Source organism: Halomonas sp. V046 (genome assembly GCF_052645355.1).
This window is the reverse complement of record NZ_JBQXYF010000011.1, coordinates 43,573-60,372: the sequence shown is the minus strand read 5'-3', so window position 1 is coordinate 60,372 and position 16,800 is coordinate 43,573. Positions and strand designations below refer to the sequence as shown.

Here is a 16,800-nt window from a genome sequence, read left to right as displayed (position 1 = left end):
CCGTCGATGGAATCTTGCCAGAGTGCGCGCGCCCTGGGACGCTCACGGCGAAGTGGGACAGATGTTGGGCCTGTCATTACTACACTCATTGTTCACCATGCCTGGGCCGCAGTGGGGGCTTTGGCGGAACACTCGTTGATCGTCTGGTCACCCTGATGGGAACCGGGCGATCCTTCCGGCGCTACTCGGCGCGTTGCTGCGCGATGCCCGCCTGATGCTTGATGTCTCGCATTGGAGGCTGTCCATGGATAAGCAACAAGTGTTGTCGTTGCTACAACGCACCAAGTCTGCCCACACCCTGGAGCGAGAGCTCTATCTCGATGACGTTGTCTACCGCCAGGACCTCGAACAGATATGGCATCGGGAGTGGGTGTTTGTCGGGCATACCTTTGAACTGGAAAAGGCGGGGCAATTCCTTGCGCTGAGCATCGGCGACTACCCGCTGGTCGTTGTCAGGGGCAACGATGGCGAGATTCGAGTCTTCCACAATGCCTGTCGGCATCGCGGATCGAAGGTATGCACTCAGGCCAGTGGCAAGGTCGCCAAACTGGTGTGTCCGTACCACCGCTGGACCTACGAACTGGACGGCACACTACTGTATGCCGGTGATATGGGTGAGGGCTTCGATCCTGGCCAGTGGCCATTGAAGCAGGCTCACTGCGCCATCATCGAGAGCCACATTTACGTCTGCGTTGCCAAGCAGCCGCCGGATTTCGCCGCCTTTAGTGAGGCGATGCGCCCTTTTCTCACACCTCATGGCCTCTCTAATGGCAAACTGGCCTTCGAGTCCAGCATTGTCGAGAAGGGCAACTGGAAGCTGGTGATGGAGAATAATCGCGAGTGTTTTCATTGTGATGGCGCCCACCCCGAGTTGGTTCGCTCGTTTCTTGATCGCCCCGCCGTGGCTGGTGCCGACGCCGAGGATGCCGAGCTTTCTTCGTTCTGGCAGCGCTGTGAAGCCGCCGGCCTGCCCAGTCGTCTGCTGCTGGGACCGCGTAGCCAGTATCGCCTGACCCGGATTCCCCTGGCCGGCAAGACCTCGAGTTACACCATGGACGGGCGTCCCGCCGTGTCTCGTCGGCTTGATGCGTCGGGTGTGGATAACATCGGTGCACTGCTCTACTACCACTACCCCTCGACCTGGAACCATGTTCTTGGTGATCACGCCTTGAGTTTTCGGCTGCTCCCCCTGGGCCCAGCGGAGACCCTGGTCACGACGAAATGGATCGTTCACAAGGACGCCGTCGAGGGGGTGGATTACGACCTGGAACACCTGACTCGGGTGTGGAAGGCCACCAATGATCAGGACCGGGAGCTGGTCGAGGCAACTCACCAGGGCGTCTCTTCGCCTTCCTACACGCCTGGCCCTTACTCCGTTGCCACGGAGCTTGGCGTCATTCAGTTCATCGACTGGTACGTCAGTGCCATGCAGGAGCGCCTGGTGTGAGCCGGATGGGCTGGGCCGTTCCGATTGGCGTGGAATACGCGGTCATAGGCCCGATCGAGAGGGAGAGCAGTGAAGGGAAAGGAAGTGAAGGGAAGTGAAGGGAAGGGAAGAGAAGAGAAGAGAAGAGAAGAGAAGAGGGCAAGCGTGAAGAGCAGGTGCTGATCACCGAAACGGGCTGTCGCCCGCTGCCACATTACCCTTCAGGGGGATTGATGCTGCTGGTGTGATCGCCATCCTTGGGCTGCCGGCCATCTTCTTGGCTGCAGGAAACCAGAGCACGGATCAACGCCGCCCGGTTGGCGCCTGGGGCGGCGTTGCGACTCCTGTGCAGGTGGTGGTCTATTTCCTTTGTCGATGGGACTCGCAGCCGGACTCAGTTGGTGGCGACACGCCGATCACGGGGCTCGCTCATTAGTCCCTTGATGATGGCGTAGCAGGCGACCAGCAAGACCAGGGTAAACGGCAGGCCAGTCGACACCGCCGCGGCCTGCAGCGCACCGAGACCTCCGCCAACGAGCAGCGCGATGGCGATGGCTCCCTCGATGATGGTCCAGAAGATTCGCTGGGGCTTGGGTGCATCGACCTTGCCACCGGCGGTGATCGAGTCGATGACCAATGAGCCGGAATCCGATGAGGTGACGAAGAACACCACCACCAGCACGATGCCTACCACGGAGGTAATGGTAGACAGCGGAAGCTCTCCGAGCATGACAAACAACTTCAGCTCAAGCGCGGCGTCTTGCACGCCCTGGAAGCCGCTGCCGACCATCTGATCGATGGCGGTGCCACCGAAGGCGGTCATCCACAGGATCGAGACCAGTGTCGGTACCAGCATCACCGAAATGAGGAACTCCCTCACGGTGCGCCCACGGCTGACCCGGGCGATGAACATGCCGACAAACGGTGACCAGGAGATCCACCAGGCCCAGTACACCGCGGTCCAGCCCTGACTGTAGTTGGCGTCTTCGCGGCCGAAGGGCATGGACAGGGCCGGCAGGTATTCCAGATACGAGACGATGTTGTCGAGGAACCCGCCCAGAATGAGCAGGGTGGGGCCGACGAAGATGACGAAGAACAACAGCAGAAATGCCAGGGCCATGTTGACCATCGACAGGCGCTGCACGCCCTTGTCGAGGCCGGCAAGTACGGACAAGAGGGCGAGTCCGGTGACGCCGGTGATCAACACCACCATGGTGATGTTGTTGTTCGGAATACCAAACAGATAGCTGAGTCCCGCCGAGGCCTGAGTAGCGCCGAAGCCGAGCGACGTGGCGAGGCCAAAGAGGGTGGCAAAGACCGCGAGAATATCGATCAGGTGACCCGGCCAGCCCCATACCCGCTCGCCCAGGATCGGGTAGAACACCGAGCGCATCGTTAGCGGCAGGCCCTTGTTATAGGCGAAGATGGCCAACGACAAACCGACCATGGCGTAGGCCGCCCAAGGGTGCAGGCCCCAATGATAGATGGTAGCCGCCATGCCGAGCGACAGCGCTGCGGCCTCGTCACCTGCCGCGCCGCCGAGTGGTGCCCAGTCGCTGCGAACGCCGCCCTCGCCCAGGGTGATTCCGCCAAGTGACGTGCCGAAATGGCTCATCGGCTCCGACACGCCGTAGAACATCAGGCCGATGCCCATACCCGCGGCAAACAGCATCGCGAACCAACCGGTGTAGGTGTAGTCCGGCTTGGCGTCGGGACCGCCAATGCGAATCTTTCCGAGCGGCGATACGATCAATCCGGCGCATACCAGGACAAAAATATTGCCGCCGAGCAGAAAAAACCAGGTGAGATTACCGGTCAGCCAATCGCGGATTCCATTGAATAGAGGCTCGACCTGATCCTGCAGCGCTAGCGTAAGAATGACGAAAACCAGCACGATAAGCGATGAAATCGTGAAGACCTTTCCGTGAAGATCAAGGTCGATACCCAGCGTATGTGCCCGGATATTGTCTTGGCCGATCACGTAGTCGGTATCGATCATGTCGGTCGCGCCTTCGGGCTTTCTTATTCCTTCCCCTTGCGGTGCTTTTGCGTCGCCACTCGCATCAGGGTTTGCGGAGTTTCTTGTCATTGTTGTGCTTCCTTGTAGGCTTGTTTTTTTCCGTAATTCGGTGGGCGATAGTTCTCTTTTTGGTTTATTTTTTTGTGAAGTGCTTCACGTTCTTTATCGACAGTTATTCATTATTTTGAGTGATGGCTCACTATGTTCAAATGTTTGTTTTGGGAGATCATTGGTTATTTGGTCGTGCGGTGCGCCACAACAAGGCCACAAATTTCTGCCGTTGGGAAGAGATAAGCACACCGGTATTTCCGGTTCTGCATATTTCTTTAGGCAATATCTTCGTCGAAAAATAACGTCAAAAAACCTTCTTTCGCACGAAAAAAGCCACGCCAAAGTGATAGTAAGTCAGCGGTATGAAAGGCATTTGTCGGGAGTTTTTATGCGGGGGCGGTAGCTCAGGAGGTGCGATAGGGAGGCAGCTCACATTGCTCGAGAAACCAGTCGCGAAAGCGGGCCAGGGTCTCGTCATCTTCGCGCTCTGGCGGGTAGGCCAGGTAGTGATGGGTGTCTTCCAGCACTACCTCTTGGGCAACGGGTCGCACCAGGCGGCCCTGTTCCAGCAGGTGTTTCACCAAGTGGCCCCAGCCCAGGGCAACGCCCTGATGGCTCAGGACCATCTCGATTAACATATTGTAATCATTGGCATTGAAGATATGGGGACTGTCGGATGGGCGCTCATCGAGGGAGGTGGCGTGGATCGCTAGCCACACCCCCCAATCGACGTGCTCGGCAACCTGTGAACGACCGTAAGGGCTCAGGTTCAAGAGGACGCCGTCGCGCAGCGCATCGAGACGCGCTATCTCGGGGTGCCGCGCCAGATAGTCTGGTGTGCAGACGGGAAAGATCACGTCATGAAACAGCGCCAGGCTGCGGTAGCCCTCCTGGACATTGGCCATCTTGGTGATGAACACATCCGGTCGCACCCCCGGTTCGAGCGCCAGAAAATTCTGGGTTGTCATCAGGTTGAGGTCGATGTCCGGGTTGGCACTGAAGAAGCTCGGTAGCCGGCTGGACATCCACAGCGCCGAGAAGGCTGGCGAGCAACACACCGTCAGCGGGTGCTTGCCCGCGCTGCCATGGTTCTTGCGAATGCGGTCGGCGGCCTGGGCGATGTTGAGAAACGACAGCTGCGCCGCGTCGAAGAAGATCGAGCCGGCCTTGGTCAACTCCACCGAGCGCCCGGTTCGCTTGAACAAGGGGGTGCCGAGGCTCGTCTCGAGTTCTCTGATCTGGCGGCTGATGGCCGCCTGGGTCACGCACAAGGATTCTGCCGCCCGGGTGAAATTCAGGTACTTGGCTGCGGCCACGAAGGATTTCACTGCACGCAGCGAAGGCATCTTGATCAGCGTCTGGTCTGGCGCAGAGGGCTTGGTCATAACGAGAGGTCATCATTACTCGGGAGAAAAAGTCGATTCCTGGCCCGAAGCAGGCCGCCCTACACTGTGCTTAGGCCAGGCCGCGAAAGGCGTCAGACTCGCTGTGAGCGTATCCGAATTCCCGTCGGCACGACAGTATCGCAGGATTCTCAGTCGATTAGGGCCCACGACCACCATGACAATGATCACCATCGAGGGAGGTCCGCTCCGTCGATAGGCCCTTTCAAGAGAGCAGTATCATGGACCAAGCCCGTGTGTTGGAACTCATTCGCCGGCGCCAGCCGCAGCATACGCTCCCCCGCGAGCTCTACACCGACGAGGCGGCCTATCGGCAGGACCTTGCCCAGCTCTGGCATCGGGAGTGGGTGTTCGTGGGCCACACCTTCGAGCTGGAGAAACCCGGCCAGTATCTGGCACTCACCATCGGCGACTACCCCATCGTCGTGGTCAGAGGCAACGACGGTGAGGTTCGCGCCTTCCACAATGTCTGTCGACACCGTGGCTCCAAGGTCTGTACCCAGGCCAGTGGCAAGGTGGCCAAGCTGGTCTGTCCGTACCATCGCTGGACCTACGACCTGGACGGTAAGTTGCTGTTTGCCGGCAATATGGGGGAAGGCTTCACGCCGGGTGACTATCCGCTACAGCAAGCACACTGTGCACTGCTCGACAGCTATATCTACGTCTGTGTCGCCGAAACAGCGCCCGACTTCGCGACCTTTCGGCGAGCCGCCGAGCCCTTTTTGGCGCCTCATCGGCTCGCCAACTGCAAGGTCGCCCACGAGTCGAGCATCATCGAGCGGGGCAACTGGAAGCTGGTCTTCGAGAACAACCGCGAATGCTTCCACTGCGAGGGCGCGCATCCTGAGCTGCTCAACTCCTTTGTGGAAAACCTCGCGGTGGCGGGAGTGGCCGGCGCTCAAGACCCCGAGCTCGAGGCCTTCTGGGACCGCTGCGAGGCCGCCGGGCTACCGAGCCGATTGGCCATGGATGAGGCCGGGCAGTACCGCATGACGCGTATCCCTTTAGCAAAACAGGCGCTTAGTTACACCATGGATGGCCGGCCCGCGGTGTCTCGGCGGCTCGATGCCGGCGATGAAGCCAATATCGGCGCACTGCTGTATTTCCATTACCCGTCGACCTGGAACCATTTCCTCGGCGACCACGCCCTGAGCTTTCGCCTGCTGCCACTAGGGCCGTCGCAGACGATGGTGACCACCAAGTGGCTGGTGCATCGCGATGCCGAGGAGGGCGTGGACTACGACATGGAGCATCTGACCCGAGTGTGGAAAGCCACCAATGCACAGGACCGTCAACTGGTCGAGGACACCCACGCCGGTGTGGCATCACCGACCTACGTGGCTGGACCCTATTCGACCGCGGCGGAGCAGGGCGTCATTCACTTCGTCGACTGGTACTGCGCGATGATGGAGGCTCGCCTCTCGTCTTGATAGTGGTACATACCGAGACCCTGAAAGACTCAGCAATTTGCGTGTCAATATTTCGAGCCCTTCCTTTGGCCACGAGGCGAAGGAGGGGCTTTTTTATGCCCTTGAAACGGTTTTTTTCATGCCGTGGCCGATGCCGTGGGCGGCTTCATCGTGCAAAAAAAGGCCTTGCCTAGAGATAACCTCAGGTGATGGTTTGTGCGACGAAAATGTCGTTGGACCGGGAAGCGTCGAGGGCACTAGCGTTGAGTGAACAAGAGCCGGAACATTTCAGCAGGTCCGGCAAGCCGTGATGTTTTACCTGACGAATCGGGAATTCCGATGAATGAATATAATGATAATGAGATATTGTCGGTCCGCAACGTGTACAAGGTCTTTGGTCCACGACCAAGCGAGGCCATGAAAATGCTCGATGGCGGCGCCGGGAAGGACGAGATCTTCGATCAGACCGGTCAGGTGGTCGGCGTCTTCGATGCCAGTTTCTCGGTAAAACGCGGAGAAATATTCGTCATCATGGGGCTCTCCGGCTCCGGAAAGTCGACCATGGTGCGCCTGTTCAATCGCTTGATTGAACCGACCTCGGGCAGCATCTTCCTGAACGGCAAGGAGATCACGGGGCTCAAGGACAAGGATCTGCTGGGGGTCAGGCGCCGGGACATGAGCATGGTATTCCAGTCCTTCGCCCTGATGCCGCACATGACGGTGCTGGACAACACCGCCTTCGGCTTGGAGGTGTCCAACGTCGGCGAGCAGGAGCGCTACCGACGCTCCCGGGAAGCCTTGGCCCAGGTCGGCCTGGCGGGACACGAATACAGCTTTCCCAATCAGCTGTCTGGCGGCATGCAGCAGCGTGTCGGTCTGGCTCGAGCACTGGCCAATGATCCGGCCATTCTGCTGATGGACGAGGCCTTTTCGGCGTTGGACCCGCTGATTCGCAGCGAGATGCAGGGCGAGCTGATCAAGCTCCAGGCCGAGGCGCAGCGCACCATCGTGTTCATTTCCCACGATCTCGACGAAGCGCTGCGCATCGGCCACCGCATCGCCATCATGGAAGGTGGCCGGGTGATTCAGGTCGGCACCCCCCAGGAGCTGCTCAACAATCCCGCCTCTCCCTACGTCGAGGCCTTCTTCAAGGGCGTCGATGCGTCGCGCCTGTTGACCGCCGGTGATCTTGCCGAAAACGCCGGGGATCGCGTGGTTCGCTCGGACAGCGATGCGCAGGGCAAGGCGTCGAATCACCCCTATCGCTATCTCGTCGACGATCGCGACCGCTTGCTCGGCGTGTGGGATGCCAGCAGCGACACCCCCAAGCGCATCGCTCGTGAGGATCTGTGTACCGCCGGACCGGAAACGTCATTGCACGAGATGCTAGGGCTGGCCTCCTCGGTGCCCTACCCGATACCGGTGGTCGCCAATGAAGGGACCTTGTCCGGCGTCGTGTCCAAGGACGCGCTGCTCAGGTCGCTGTGCCGCCAAGTCTGACCCGGCGGCAACGGTTTGCTCAGTCACGTTCCGGGCTCGACTCACCCTCGATACGGCCTCGACAACAACAGCAAGGAAGGTAGGTATTCACCATGACCGAGTCACTGCTGCTCGACCCCTTTCAGGTGCTCCATTTACCGCTCGGTGTCTGGGTAGAAAGCGCCCTGAACTACGTGGTCGATCATTTCCGTTACCTGTTTCGCGCCGTGCGCTGGCCCATCGATCAGGTGCTCGACACCATCGAAGGCATGCTGCTCGCGGTGCCCCCCACGCTCGGCATCGTGCTGGCGTCCTTGTTCGGCTGGCAGGTGGCAGGCCAGCGCATGGGCATATTCTGCGCCATCACGTTGTTTCTGCTCGGACTGATCGGTGTCTGGGACGAGTCGATGACCACCCTTGCCCTGGTGTTGACCTCGGTCTTCTTCTGCGCGGTGTTCGGGGTGCCGCTTGGCATTCTGTGCGCTCGCAGTGATCGCCTCGAGCGAATCATCAGGCCGGTGCTCGATGCCATGCAGACCTTGCCGGCGTTCGTCTACCTGGTGCCGGTGGTCATGCTGTTCGGCATCGGCAATGTGCCCGGGGTGCTGGTCACCATCGTCTTCGCCCTGCCTCCCCTGGTGCGCCTGACCAACCTCGGTATTCGCCAGGTGGCCGAGGACAAGATCGAAGCGGCGCGGGCCTTCGGCTGCACGCCGTGGCAGATGCTGCGCAAGGTCCAGCTGCCGCTGGCGACGCCGACCATCATGGCAGGCCTGAATCAGACCCTGATGCTGTCGCTGTCGATGGTGGTCATCGCCTCGATGATCTCGGTCGGCGGGCTTGGCCAGATGGTGCTGCGCGGCATCGGTCGACTGGACATGGGCCTGGCCACGGTCGGGGGCATGGCGCTGGTGCTGCTGGCGATCTTCCTCGACCGCCTGACCCAGGCCATGGGGGAGCGCAGCGACGTTACTCGCGACAACCGGCGCTGGTTTCACAAGGGGCCGCTGGGCATCTGCCTACGCCTGGCCGGACGCGGGGTTGCGCCGACGGCAAGCGCCAAGCCCTGATCACGGCGCAGTGCCCTAACTCAACAACGACTCGACGACGATTCAATAGCGATTCAATAACAACGTACAACGAGGACGATTCCCATGACGATTCTTCACCATCGCCACTCGGCCCAGGCCGCCGCCATCACGCTCGGTCTGCTGCCATTGGCGTCGCTGGCCGCCGAGCCAGGCGCGGGCGTGTCGGTCACGCCCATTTTCCCGACCATCGCCGAGGAGCGTTTTCGCGGCGAAATCGCGATACTCGGGCTCGAGGAGCTCGGCTACGAGGTCGAGGAGGTCAAGGAGACCGATTATCCGACCATGATGATGGCGTTGTCCTACGGCGACGCCGACTTCACCGTGCACCTGTGGGACAAGCTCCATTCAAGCTTCTACGAGCGTGCCGGCGGTGACGACGTCATGGTCAAGGAAGGCGACGTCATGGATGGCGTCATCCAGGGCTATCTGATCGACAAGAAGACCGCCGATGCCTATGGCATCGACTCCCTCGAAGACCTCAAGGACCCCGAGATCGCCGCGCTGTTTGATACCAATGACGACGGCAAGGCCGACCTGACCGGCTGCAATCCCGGCTGGGGCTGTGAGGTGACCATCGATCACCATCTGCAAGCCTATGACCTGACCGATACGGTGACCCAGAACCGTGGCTCCTACTTTGCCCTGATGGCCGACACCATCACTCGCTATCAGCAGGGTGAGCCGATCCTCTATTTCACCTGGGTACCACAGTGGATCACCGCCGAACTCGTGCCGGGGGAAGACGTGGTGTGGCTCGAGGTGCCCTACACCGATCTGCCCGACGGCAACAACGACGTCAACACCGAGTATCAAGGCAAGAACCTTGGCTTCGCGGTGGATACCGTCAAGTCGGTGCTGAACAAGGACTTCGCCGAGGACAACCCGGCGGCGGCTGCCTTCCTGGCCCAGGTGCATATCACCACCGACGACGAGAGTGCCCAGAACTTGAAGATGCAAGGGGGCGAAAACAGCGAGGCGGACATCGAACGCCACGCCCAGGAGTGGGTCGCCGAGCATCGCGACACCTTCGATACCTGGTTGGCGACGGCCCGCAGCGCTACCGAATAGGCCCCGGCGCAGACGCATAACGGGGCGTCTATGACCGGGTGCCTGGCCGATTCGCCGGGTGCCGGGTCGCGCGGCCCGCTCCCCTGGTTTCCTTTGTGCCGACCAAGCACCCCGTGCCTCGGGGCCTTGGCTGGCCAACCCGATCCCGTCATCCGCCAGAGCGCCGTTATTTGAGCCGTTATTTGAGCCGTTATCCCGGCCGGTGGCACTGCCGCGGGGCACAGGTGAATCCAATGAATCTCTACGATTTTATTCAGGAATTTACGCTGGATGATCTTCCCGGTTCGACCCGCGAGCGTCTTGTCGTTTGCCTACGCGACATCCTGGGCGTCGCCGCGGGGGCACGCGACAGCGTCGCCAGTCGCGCCCTGCGAGAGTACGCGCTCGCTCATCATCGGCCCTCGGCGCTCGCCAGTCGTCTGCTGTTCGACGGACGCGCGGTACATCCTCTAGGGGCCGCCTGGGCAGGCGGCTTCAGCATCGACAGTCTGGATGCCCACGAGGGGCATTTCACCTCCAAGGGCCACGCCGGCGCGACCGTGGTCCCGGCGCTGCTGGCGCTGGTCGATGCCTTTCAGGATCGAGGACGGGCGATCACCGGCGCGGCACTGCTGGAAGCCCTTTGCATCGGCTACGAAACCGCGCTGCGCGCCGGCCGGGCGCTGATGGCGTCGACCCCGCAGTACCATGCCTCGGGGGCGTTTTCGGCGCTTGGCGTGGTCTGTGGCGGGGCGCGCTTGCTCGGCCTAAACGAGGCGAGCTTTCGTCATGCCCTCGGCATCGCCGAGTATTTTGCGCCGCGCTGCCCGATGATGCGCCTGATCGACCACCCCAGCATGCTGCGCGATGCGCATGGCGCCGGGGCTCATGCCGGTATCAATGCGCTGCTGCTGGCGCAGGCTGGGGTCACCGGGGCGCCGGCGGCGCTGGTGGAGCTTGGCGACTCCGGGGCCTGCTGGGACGATCTCGGTCGGCGCTGGGAGATCGATGCTCAGTACTTCAAACCGTGGCCGGTGTGCCGTTGGGCCCAGCCGGCGCTGACCGCGGTACAGGCGCTGCGCGAACGGTCTCCCGACTGGGACGCCAGTACCGTCGAGCGTATTCGGGTCGAGACGTTCCATGAGTCGATGCGCTTGCAGGGGCACGCCCCCACCACCCCCGATGAGGCGCAGTATGCCCTGGCCTTCCCCTTGGCGGCGCTGATCTGTCGGGGCCGCGTCGGCGCCTGGGAAGTCTCCGAGGCGGCGCTTCAGGCCGCCGACATCCGGGCGCTGAGTCAGCGCATCGAGATCGTGGAGGCGCCGGATCTCTCGCGAGCCTTCCCCGAGCGGTTGCTGTCCCGTGTCTGCGTGCGCCTGGTGGATGGCCGTGAACTCCTTTCGCCCACGACGGCGGCGATCGGTGACCCCGACAAGCCGATGGGCGAGATCGCCCTGCACGATAAATTCATCACCCTCAGCTCTGCGTCGTTGACGCCGGCGCATCAAGCCTCGCTAGAGGCGTCGATCGTCGCGCTGGTGGATGCCGGCGACTGCGCTGATCTCTTGTACTGGGCCACCCTGGGGACGAGCGATCGGGCGCCGGCATGCTCGGCGTGACGCCGGGCGTCGACGTTGACGAGTCGACCCGCTGAGCGGGGAAAGGTCGATAACCTGAGGTCATCATTTGGGCTAAGGAAAGATTGATTTCGGCGTGCCGGCAACCCCCCTAGTCTGGAGCAAGCGCAACGCCGCTAGGGTTGTCGGCTGGCGACGCGGCAGCCGAGACACACCGACACGGCCCTGGTCCTGACGATCCGCCGGATCGCGATGTTCATCCGGATCATGGCATCCAACAGCAACAACAACGCCGAGGAAAACCAATGAACTTCGATGGCATCTGGGTCCCCATCGTCACGCCGTTCGACAGCGACGGTGATATCAATATTGCTGCCCTGCACGCCCTGGCCGATGCCCTTGTCGACCAGGGGGTCCATGGCCTGATCGTCGGCGGCACCACCGGCGAATACTATGCGCTCAGCCATGACGAGCGGCTGGCCATCCTGGACAGCGTGGCGATCCATGCCAAGGGGCGCGTGCCGCTGGTGGCCGGCATCAATGCCACCACCACCGATGAGAGTCTGGCGCTCGGCCGTCACGCCAAGGCGCTCGGCTACGATGCCATTCTGATTGCGGCGCCGTACTACAGCCACCCGACCCAGGACGAGTTGCTGCACCACATCGAGCGCCTCGACGACGCCCTTGATCTGCCGATCATGCTGTACAACTTCCCCGACCGCACCGGCACGCCGATGGATCTTGCGCTTCTTGCTGCCCTGCGCGCACGTCCCAATGTCCAGGCGATCAAGGAAAGCACCGGAGCCATCGATCGGCTACACGCCCTCGCGACGGAGCATGCCGATCACCTGCAGCTGAGCTGTGGCATGGACGATCAGGTGCTGGAGTTCTTCGTCTGGGGCGCGCGCAGCTGGGTATGTGGCGCCGGCAACTTCCTCGCTCCCGAGCATCTCGCGCTGTATCAGGCTTGCGTGGTGGATCGCGACTTCGTGACCGGCCGCACGCTGGCCGAGCGCCTGCTGCCGATGCTCAACCTGCTCGAGCAAGGGGGCAAGTTCTGCCAGTGCATCAAGCACGGTTGCGCCTTGTCGGGGCACGATGTCGGCGCCACTCGAGCGCCGCTGATGGCACTGTCGGAATCCGAGAGCGCCGCGCTTGAAGCGATCGTCGAGGAGCTACGGCGCCATCGAGGCTAAGGTCCGGTGCAGGAGACGTTTGCCATGCAACTGAGGTGTCATCATCTACCCCAGGACGACGGTCGTTGTGGCTGGTATGACCTGCTGCCATCGCCGCCGCCCAGTGTGCCGTTGGTGGGCCAGCAGAAGGCCGATTGGGTGGTGCTGGGGGCCGGCTACGCCGGCCTCGCCGCGGCCCGGCGCCTGGCGGAGTTGGCGCCGAATGCCGCTATCGTCCTGATCGATGCGCGGCGGGTCGGGTTTGGGGCGGCCGGTCGCAACTCCGGCTTCATGATCGATCTGCCCCATGACCTGACCTCGCACAGCTACACCGGCAGTCGCGAAGCCGATCACGCCATGATTCGCCTCAACCGAGGGGCAATCGACTACACCCGCGAGATCGTCAAGCGCCACGCCATCGCCTGTGACTGGCGCGAACAGGGCAAGCTGCACGGCGCCGCGCAGCAGCGTGGACTGGCGTCGCTGGCAAGTTTTGCCGATGGTCTCAAGGCGCTTGGCGAGCCCTTCACCGAGCTCGATGCCCAGGCCATGAAGGCCGCCACCGGCAGCGATTTCTATCGCGGGGGCCTGCATGCGCCGGGCTGCGTGCTGGTGCAGCCGGCGGCGCTGGCCCGGGGCCTCGGGCAGACCCTGCCTGATAACGTCACGTTGTACGAGGACAGCCCGGTGAACGACATTGCCTTCGGCTCGCCCCATGTGCTGACCACGCCGTGTGGCCAGCTAAAGGCCCCCAACCTGGTGCTGGCCAACAATGCCTATGCCGCCCAGTTCGGTGGCCTGGGGCTCAAGGGCAAGCTGCTGCCGGTGTACACCTTCGCCAGCATGACGCGGGAATTGAGCGGCGCCGAGGCGCAGGCCCTGGGCGGTGAGGCGAGCTGGGGATTGATCCCGGCCGACCCGATGGGGTCGACGGTCCGCCGGCTCGCCAACGGTCGGCTCTGTATTCGCAATACGTTCTCCTACCAGCCGTCGCTCAAGGCCAGCAAGGGCGCGCTGGCTCGGGTAAGGGCGGCGCACCGGCGCTCCTTCGTGCGTCGCTTTCCCATGCTCGACGGCGTCGAGTTGACCCACACCTGGGGCGGTGCGCTGTGCCTGTCTCGCAACGGCGGGGCGCCGTTCGGTGAAATCGCCCCCAGGGTCTTCAGCGCCGTGTGTCAAAACGGCCTGGGCCTGACCCGCGGCACCATCTCCGGCAAGCTCATCGCCGACTACGCCCTGGGCGCCGAGAGCGATCTGCTGTCGATCATGCGCCAGCAGCCCAAGCCATGTCGCAACCCCCCGGAGCCACTGCTCGGCCTGGGCGTACGGTCTTCCATTGCGTGGAAGGAGTGGCAGGCAGGAATCGAGTTGTAAGACCCCATCACGAGGATAATGACAATGACCGATACGCTGACGCCGGCGGCCATCGCCGATCAGATCGCGCGACTCGACTATCGCGCCGAGGCCTTCATCGATGGCCAGTTCGTGGCGGCCCGTTGCGGCGCCACCTTCGCTACCTATAACCCCGCAACCGGGGAGGTGTTGACTCGGGTCGCGGCCTGCGACGGCGACGATGTCGACGCGGCCGTTGTGGCCGCTCGCGCCGTGTTCGAGCGCGGCGACTGGTCCCAGCTGCCGCCCGCCGAGCGCAAGGCGGTGCTGCAGCGCTTCGCCGACCTGGTGGACGAGCATCGCCTGGAACTTGCGGTGCTGGAATCGTTGGAGGCGGGCAAGCCGATCGGCGAGTGCTTCAATGTTGATATTCTCGATACCGCCAACACCCTGCGCTGGCATGCCGAGGCCATCGACAAGTTGTATGACTCGCTGTCGCCGTCGGGCAGCGGGGTGGTATCGATGATCACGCGCGAGCCGATCGGCGTCGTCGGCGCCGTGCTGCCCTGGAACTTCCCGGCGATGATGGCGGGCTGGAAGCTTGGCCCGGCACTGGCCGCGGGCAATAGTGTGGTGCTAAAGCCCGCCGAGCTGACCTCGCTCAGCACCCTGCGCCTCGCCGAGCTTGGCCACCAGGCGGGCCTGCCCAACGGTGTACTCAATGTGGTGCCAGGGCTTGGTCATGTCGCCGGCAAGGCGATCGGCCTGCATCCGGATATCGACCTGGCCGCCTTCACCGGCTCCACCGATATCGGACGACGCTTTCTGGAGTACTCTGCCGCCAGCAACCTCAAGCGCGTGGTGCTCGAGTGTGGCGGCAAGAACCCGCAGATCGTCATGGCCGACGCCACCGATCTGCCGGCGATTGCCGGCAATGTCCTGGCGTCGGCGTTCTGGAACATGGGCGAGAACTGCTCGGCGGGGTCGCGGCTGATCGTGCAGCGCGAGATCAAGGAGCCTCTGCTCGACGAGCTGCGTCGCCAGCTCGACGCCGATTGGCGAGTGGGAGATCCCCTCGATCCCGGTGTGCAATTGGGTGCCCTGATCGAAAGGGATCATCTGGACAAGGTGCTCGGCCATATCGAGAAGGCCAAGGCGGAAGGACTCGAGGTGGTCGCCGGCGGCTCTCGGATCGGCGATACCGGCTACTTTATCGCGCCGACCATCTTCGATGAGGTGCCCGCAAGCGCGGCGCTGGCCCAGGAGGAGATCTTCGGGCCGGTGCTGGCGGTGATTTGCGTGGACAGCGAGGAAGAGGCCATCGCCGTTGCCAACGACACCTGCTACGGCCTTGCCGCGTCGCTGTACAGCAATGACATCAATCGCGTGCATCGCATGGCGCGGGCCATTCGTGCCGGCACCGTGTCGGTCAATTGCTTCTCGGAAGGGGACATCACCACGCCCTTCGGTGGTTTCAAGCAGTCCGGCTTCGGCGGGCGTGACAAGTCGATCTTCGCCCACGACCAATACTGTGAACTGAAGACGACCTGGATTCAGCTCGCCGGCGGATAGTCGTCCACGTCCATGATCGATGCTCCATCGCCACCTCGGCCACGCCGACCAGGTGGCGACTTGGTAAAGGAGGCCAGGATGAACAGCGCCATCAGCAGTGAATTTCTCAACCCTGTCAGCACCCAGACCTGGTCCAATGGCCGCCATCTGGTGCGCTGCCTGAAGATCATTCAGGAAACCCGGGATGTGCGTACCTTCTGCTTCAGCATGCAGCAGCCGGTGCTGTTCTTCTTCAAGCCGGGGCAGTTCGTGACCCTGGAGCTCGAGATCGCGGGCGTCCAGGTCATGCGCTCCTACACCCTCTCCAGTGCGCCCTCGATCCCCTACAGCTTCTCGATCACGGTCAAGCGGGTACCGGGCGGTGTGGTATCGAACTGGCTTCACGATCATTTCGGCGAGGGCGATGAGATCGCGGTACACGGCCCGGTCGGGCAGTTCAACTGCATCGATCATCCTGCCGATAAAGTGCTCTATCTTTATGGCGGGGTCGGCATCACGCCGGTGATGTCCATGGCGCGCTGGTACTTCAATACCAATACCGATGTGGACATGGTGTTCGCCCACAGCGCGCGCTCCCCCAGCGATATCATCTACCGGGCGGAGCTGGACTACATGTCCACCCGTATCGACAACTTCAAGCTGCATCTCATCTGCGATCGTAACGAAAACGGGCAGGGGTGGGCTGGGTACCGCGGAATGCTCCGTCGCGAGATGCTGCATCTGATCGCCCCGGACTTTCTCGAACGAGAGGTGTTCTGCTGCGGCCCGGCACCCTATATGCGGGCGGTGCGCGCGCTACTCGACGCCGAAGGCTTTGATTTTTCTCATTATCACGAAGAATCTTTCGGCGCCACGCCGGCCGAGGACATTGCGCTGGCCGAAGACAATGCCGCCGAGGCGCAGGAGCTGGAGCAGGAGTTCGACGCGGCCGACCTTCTCGACGTCTGCTTCCAGGCGTCCGGCAAGTCGGTACGGGTGGCGAAGGGCACCATGCTGTTCGAGGCCGCCGCCAACGCCGAGCTGACGATTCCCAAGGGCTGCGGCATGGGCATCTGCGGCACCTGCCGGGTCAAGGTCCTCTCCGGTGAGACCGATATGCAGCATAACGGTGGCATCACCGACGAGGAGGTGGCGCTTGGCTATGTGCTCAGCTGCTGCACCAGCGTCAACGGCGCCGTCGAGGTCGACTATTGAGGCGCGGCCCGTCACCGTCCCCGG

At 62.3% G+C, this 16,800-nt stretch carries 12 protein-coding genes; 10 read left to right on the top strand and 2 right to left on the bottom strand.

What is annotated here, in order from left to right; translation table 11 throughout:
- Positions 1-244 precede the first annotated feature (244 nt).
- Positions 245-1,447 (top strand): aromatic ring-hydroxylating oxygenase subunit alpha, encoded by a 1,203-nt coding sequence (locus ACUN9Y_RS15575; RefSeq protein WP_445461644.1) that lies wholly within the window; start codon positions 245-247, stop codon positions 1,445-1,447.
- Between the two features lie 373 nt (positions 1,448-1,820).
- Here the strand turns inward: ACUN9Y_RS15575 and ACUN9Y_RS15570 are convergent, their stop codons facing one another.
- On the bottom strand, positions 1,821-3,515 hold the full coding sequence (locus tag ACUN9Y_RS15570; RefSeq protein WP_445461643.1) for a BCCT family transporter: 1,695 nt from the start codon (positions 3,513-3,515) through the stop codon (positions 1,821-1,823).
- Between the two features lie 386 nt (positions 3,516-3,901).
- Positions 3,902-4,882 (bottom strand): LysR substrate-binding domain-containing protein, encoded by a 981-nt coding sequence (locus ACUN9Y_RS15565; protein ID WP_445461642.1) that lies wholly within the window; start codon positions 4,880-4,882, stop codon positions 3,902-3,904.
- A 239-nt stretch (positions 4,883-5,121) separates the two neighbouring features.
- On the opposite strand from ACUN9Y_RS15565, the gene ACUN9Y_RS15560 reads away from it, so the two are divergent.
- From ACUN9Y_RS15560 to ACUN9Y_RS15520, 9 genes are all read left to right on the top strand, one after another.
- The gene (locus ACUN9Y_RS15560) at positions 5,122-6,330 is read left to right on the top strand and encodes an aromatic ring-hydroxylating oxygenase subunit alpha (RefSeq protein ID WP_445461641.1); all 1,209 of its coding nucleotides are present in this window, start codon (positions 5,122-5,124) and stop codon (positions 6,328-6,330) included.
- Positions 6,331-6,726: 396 nt separating this feature from the next.
- Positions 6,727-7,809, top strand: a complete 1,083-nt coding sequence (locus tag ACUN9Y_RS15555) for a quaternary amine ABC transporter ATP-binding protein (RefSeq protein ID WP_445461640.1) — start codon at positions 6,727-6,729, stop codon at positions 7,807-7,809.
- Between the two features lie 92 nt (positions 7,810-7,901).
- Positions 7,902-8,858 carry a glycine betaine/L-proline ABC transporter permease ProW gene (proW, locus tag ACUN9Y_RS15550; protein ID WP_445461639.1) on the top strand — a complete coding sequence of 319 codons (957 nt, stop codon included), beginning with the start codon at positions 7,902-7,904 and terminating at the stop codon, positions 8,856-8,858.
- An 84-nt stretch (positions 8,859-8,942) separates the two neighbouring features.
- A complete protein-coding gene (gene proX, locus ACUN9Y_RS15545; protein ID WP_445461638.1) occupies positions 8,943-9,947 on the top strand; it encodes a glycine betaine/L-proline ABC transporter substrate-binding protein ProX in 1,005 nt (334 codons plus the stop codon).
- Positions 9,948-10,180: 233 nt separating this feature from the next.
- Positions 10,181-11,545, top strand: coding sequence for an MmgE/PrpD family protein (locus tag ACUN9Y_RS15540; protein WP_445461637.1), 1,365 nt, complete (start codon positions 10,181-10,183; stop codon positions 11,543-11,545).
- A gap of 263 nt (positions 11,546-11,808) precedes the next feature.
- Positions 11,809-12,699: a dihydrodipicolinate synthase family protein gene (locus tag ACUN9Y_RS15535; RefSeq protein ID WP_445461636.1), complete on the top strand. Its 891-nt coding sequence runs from the start codon at positions 11,809-11,811 to the stop codon at positions 12,697-12,699.
- Positions 12,700-12,723: 24 nt separating this feature from the next.
- Complete coding sequence (locus tag ACUN9Y_RS15530; protein WP_445461635.1) at positions 12,724-14,052, top strand: NAD(P)/FAD-dependent oxidoreductase; 1,329 nt, start codon at positions 12,724-12,726, stop codon at positions 14,050-14,052.
- 24 nt (positions 14,053-14,076) lie between these two features.
- A complete protein-coding gene (locus ACUN9Y_RS15525) occupies positions 14,077-15,582 on the top strand; it encodes an aldehyde dehydrogenase (RefSeq protein ID WP_445461634.1) in 1,506 nt (501 codons plus the stop codon).
- A gap of 78 nt (positions 15,583-15,660) precedes the next feature.
- Positions 15,661-16,776, top strand: coding sequence for an FAD-binding oxidoreductase (locus ACUN9Y_RS15520; RefSeq protein WP_445461633.1), 1,116 nt, complete (start codon positions 15,661-15,663; stop codon positions 16,774-16,776).
- Positions 16,777-16,800: the final 24 nt, after the last annotated feature.

Bases quoted from the DNA above. Each gene is read 5' to 3' on its own strand.
- ACUN9Y_RS15530 (WP_445461635.1), top strand. From the start codon at position 12,724: ATGCAACTGAGGTGTCATCATCTACCCCAGGACGACGGTCGTTGTGGC.
- ACUN9Y_RS15540 (WP_445461637.1), top strand. From the start codon at position 10,181: ATGAATCTCTACGATTTTATTCAGGAATTTACGCTGGATGATCTTCCC.
- ACUN9Y_RS15535 (WP_445461636.1), top strand. From the start codon at position 11,809: ATGAACTTCGATGGCATCTGGGTCCCCATCGTCACGCCGTTCGACAGC.
- ACUN9Y_RS15560 (WP_445461641.1), top strand. From the start codon at position 5,122: ATGGACCAAGCCCGTGTGTTGGAACTCATTCGCCGGCGCCAGCCGCAG.
- ACUN9Y_RS15520 (WP_445461633.1), top strand. From the start codon at position 15,661: ATGAACAGCGCCATCAGCAGTGAATTTCTCAACCCTGTCAGCACCCAG.
- proW (WP_445461639.1), top strand. From the start codon at position 7,902: ATGACCGAGTCACTGCTGCTCGACCCCTTTCAGGTGCTCCATTTACCG.
- ACUN9Y_RS15570 (WP_445461643.1), bottom strand. From the start codon at position 3,515: ATGACAAGAAACTCCGCAAACCCTGATGCGAGTGGCGACGCAAAAGCA.
- proX (WP_445461638.1), top strand. From the start codon at position 8,943: ATGACGATTCTTCACCATCGCCACTCGGCCCAGGCCGCCGCCATCACG.
- ACUN9Y_RS15575 (WP_445461644.1), top strand. From the start codon at position 245: ATGGATAAGCAACAAGTGTTGTCGTTGCTACAACGCACCAAGTCTGCC.
- ACUN9Y_RS15525 (WP_445461634.1), top strand. From the start codon at position 14,077: ATGACCGATACGCTGACGCCGGCGGCCATCGCCGATCAGATCGCGCGA.
- ACUN9Y_RS15565 (WP_445461642.1), bottom strand. From the start codon at position 4,882: ATGACCAAGCCCTCTGCGCCAGACCAGACGCTGATCAAGATGCCTTCG.
- ACUN9Y_RS15555 (WP_445461640.1), top strand. From the start codon at position 6,727: ATGAAAATGCTCGATGGCGGCGCCGGGAAGGACGAGATCTTCGATCAG.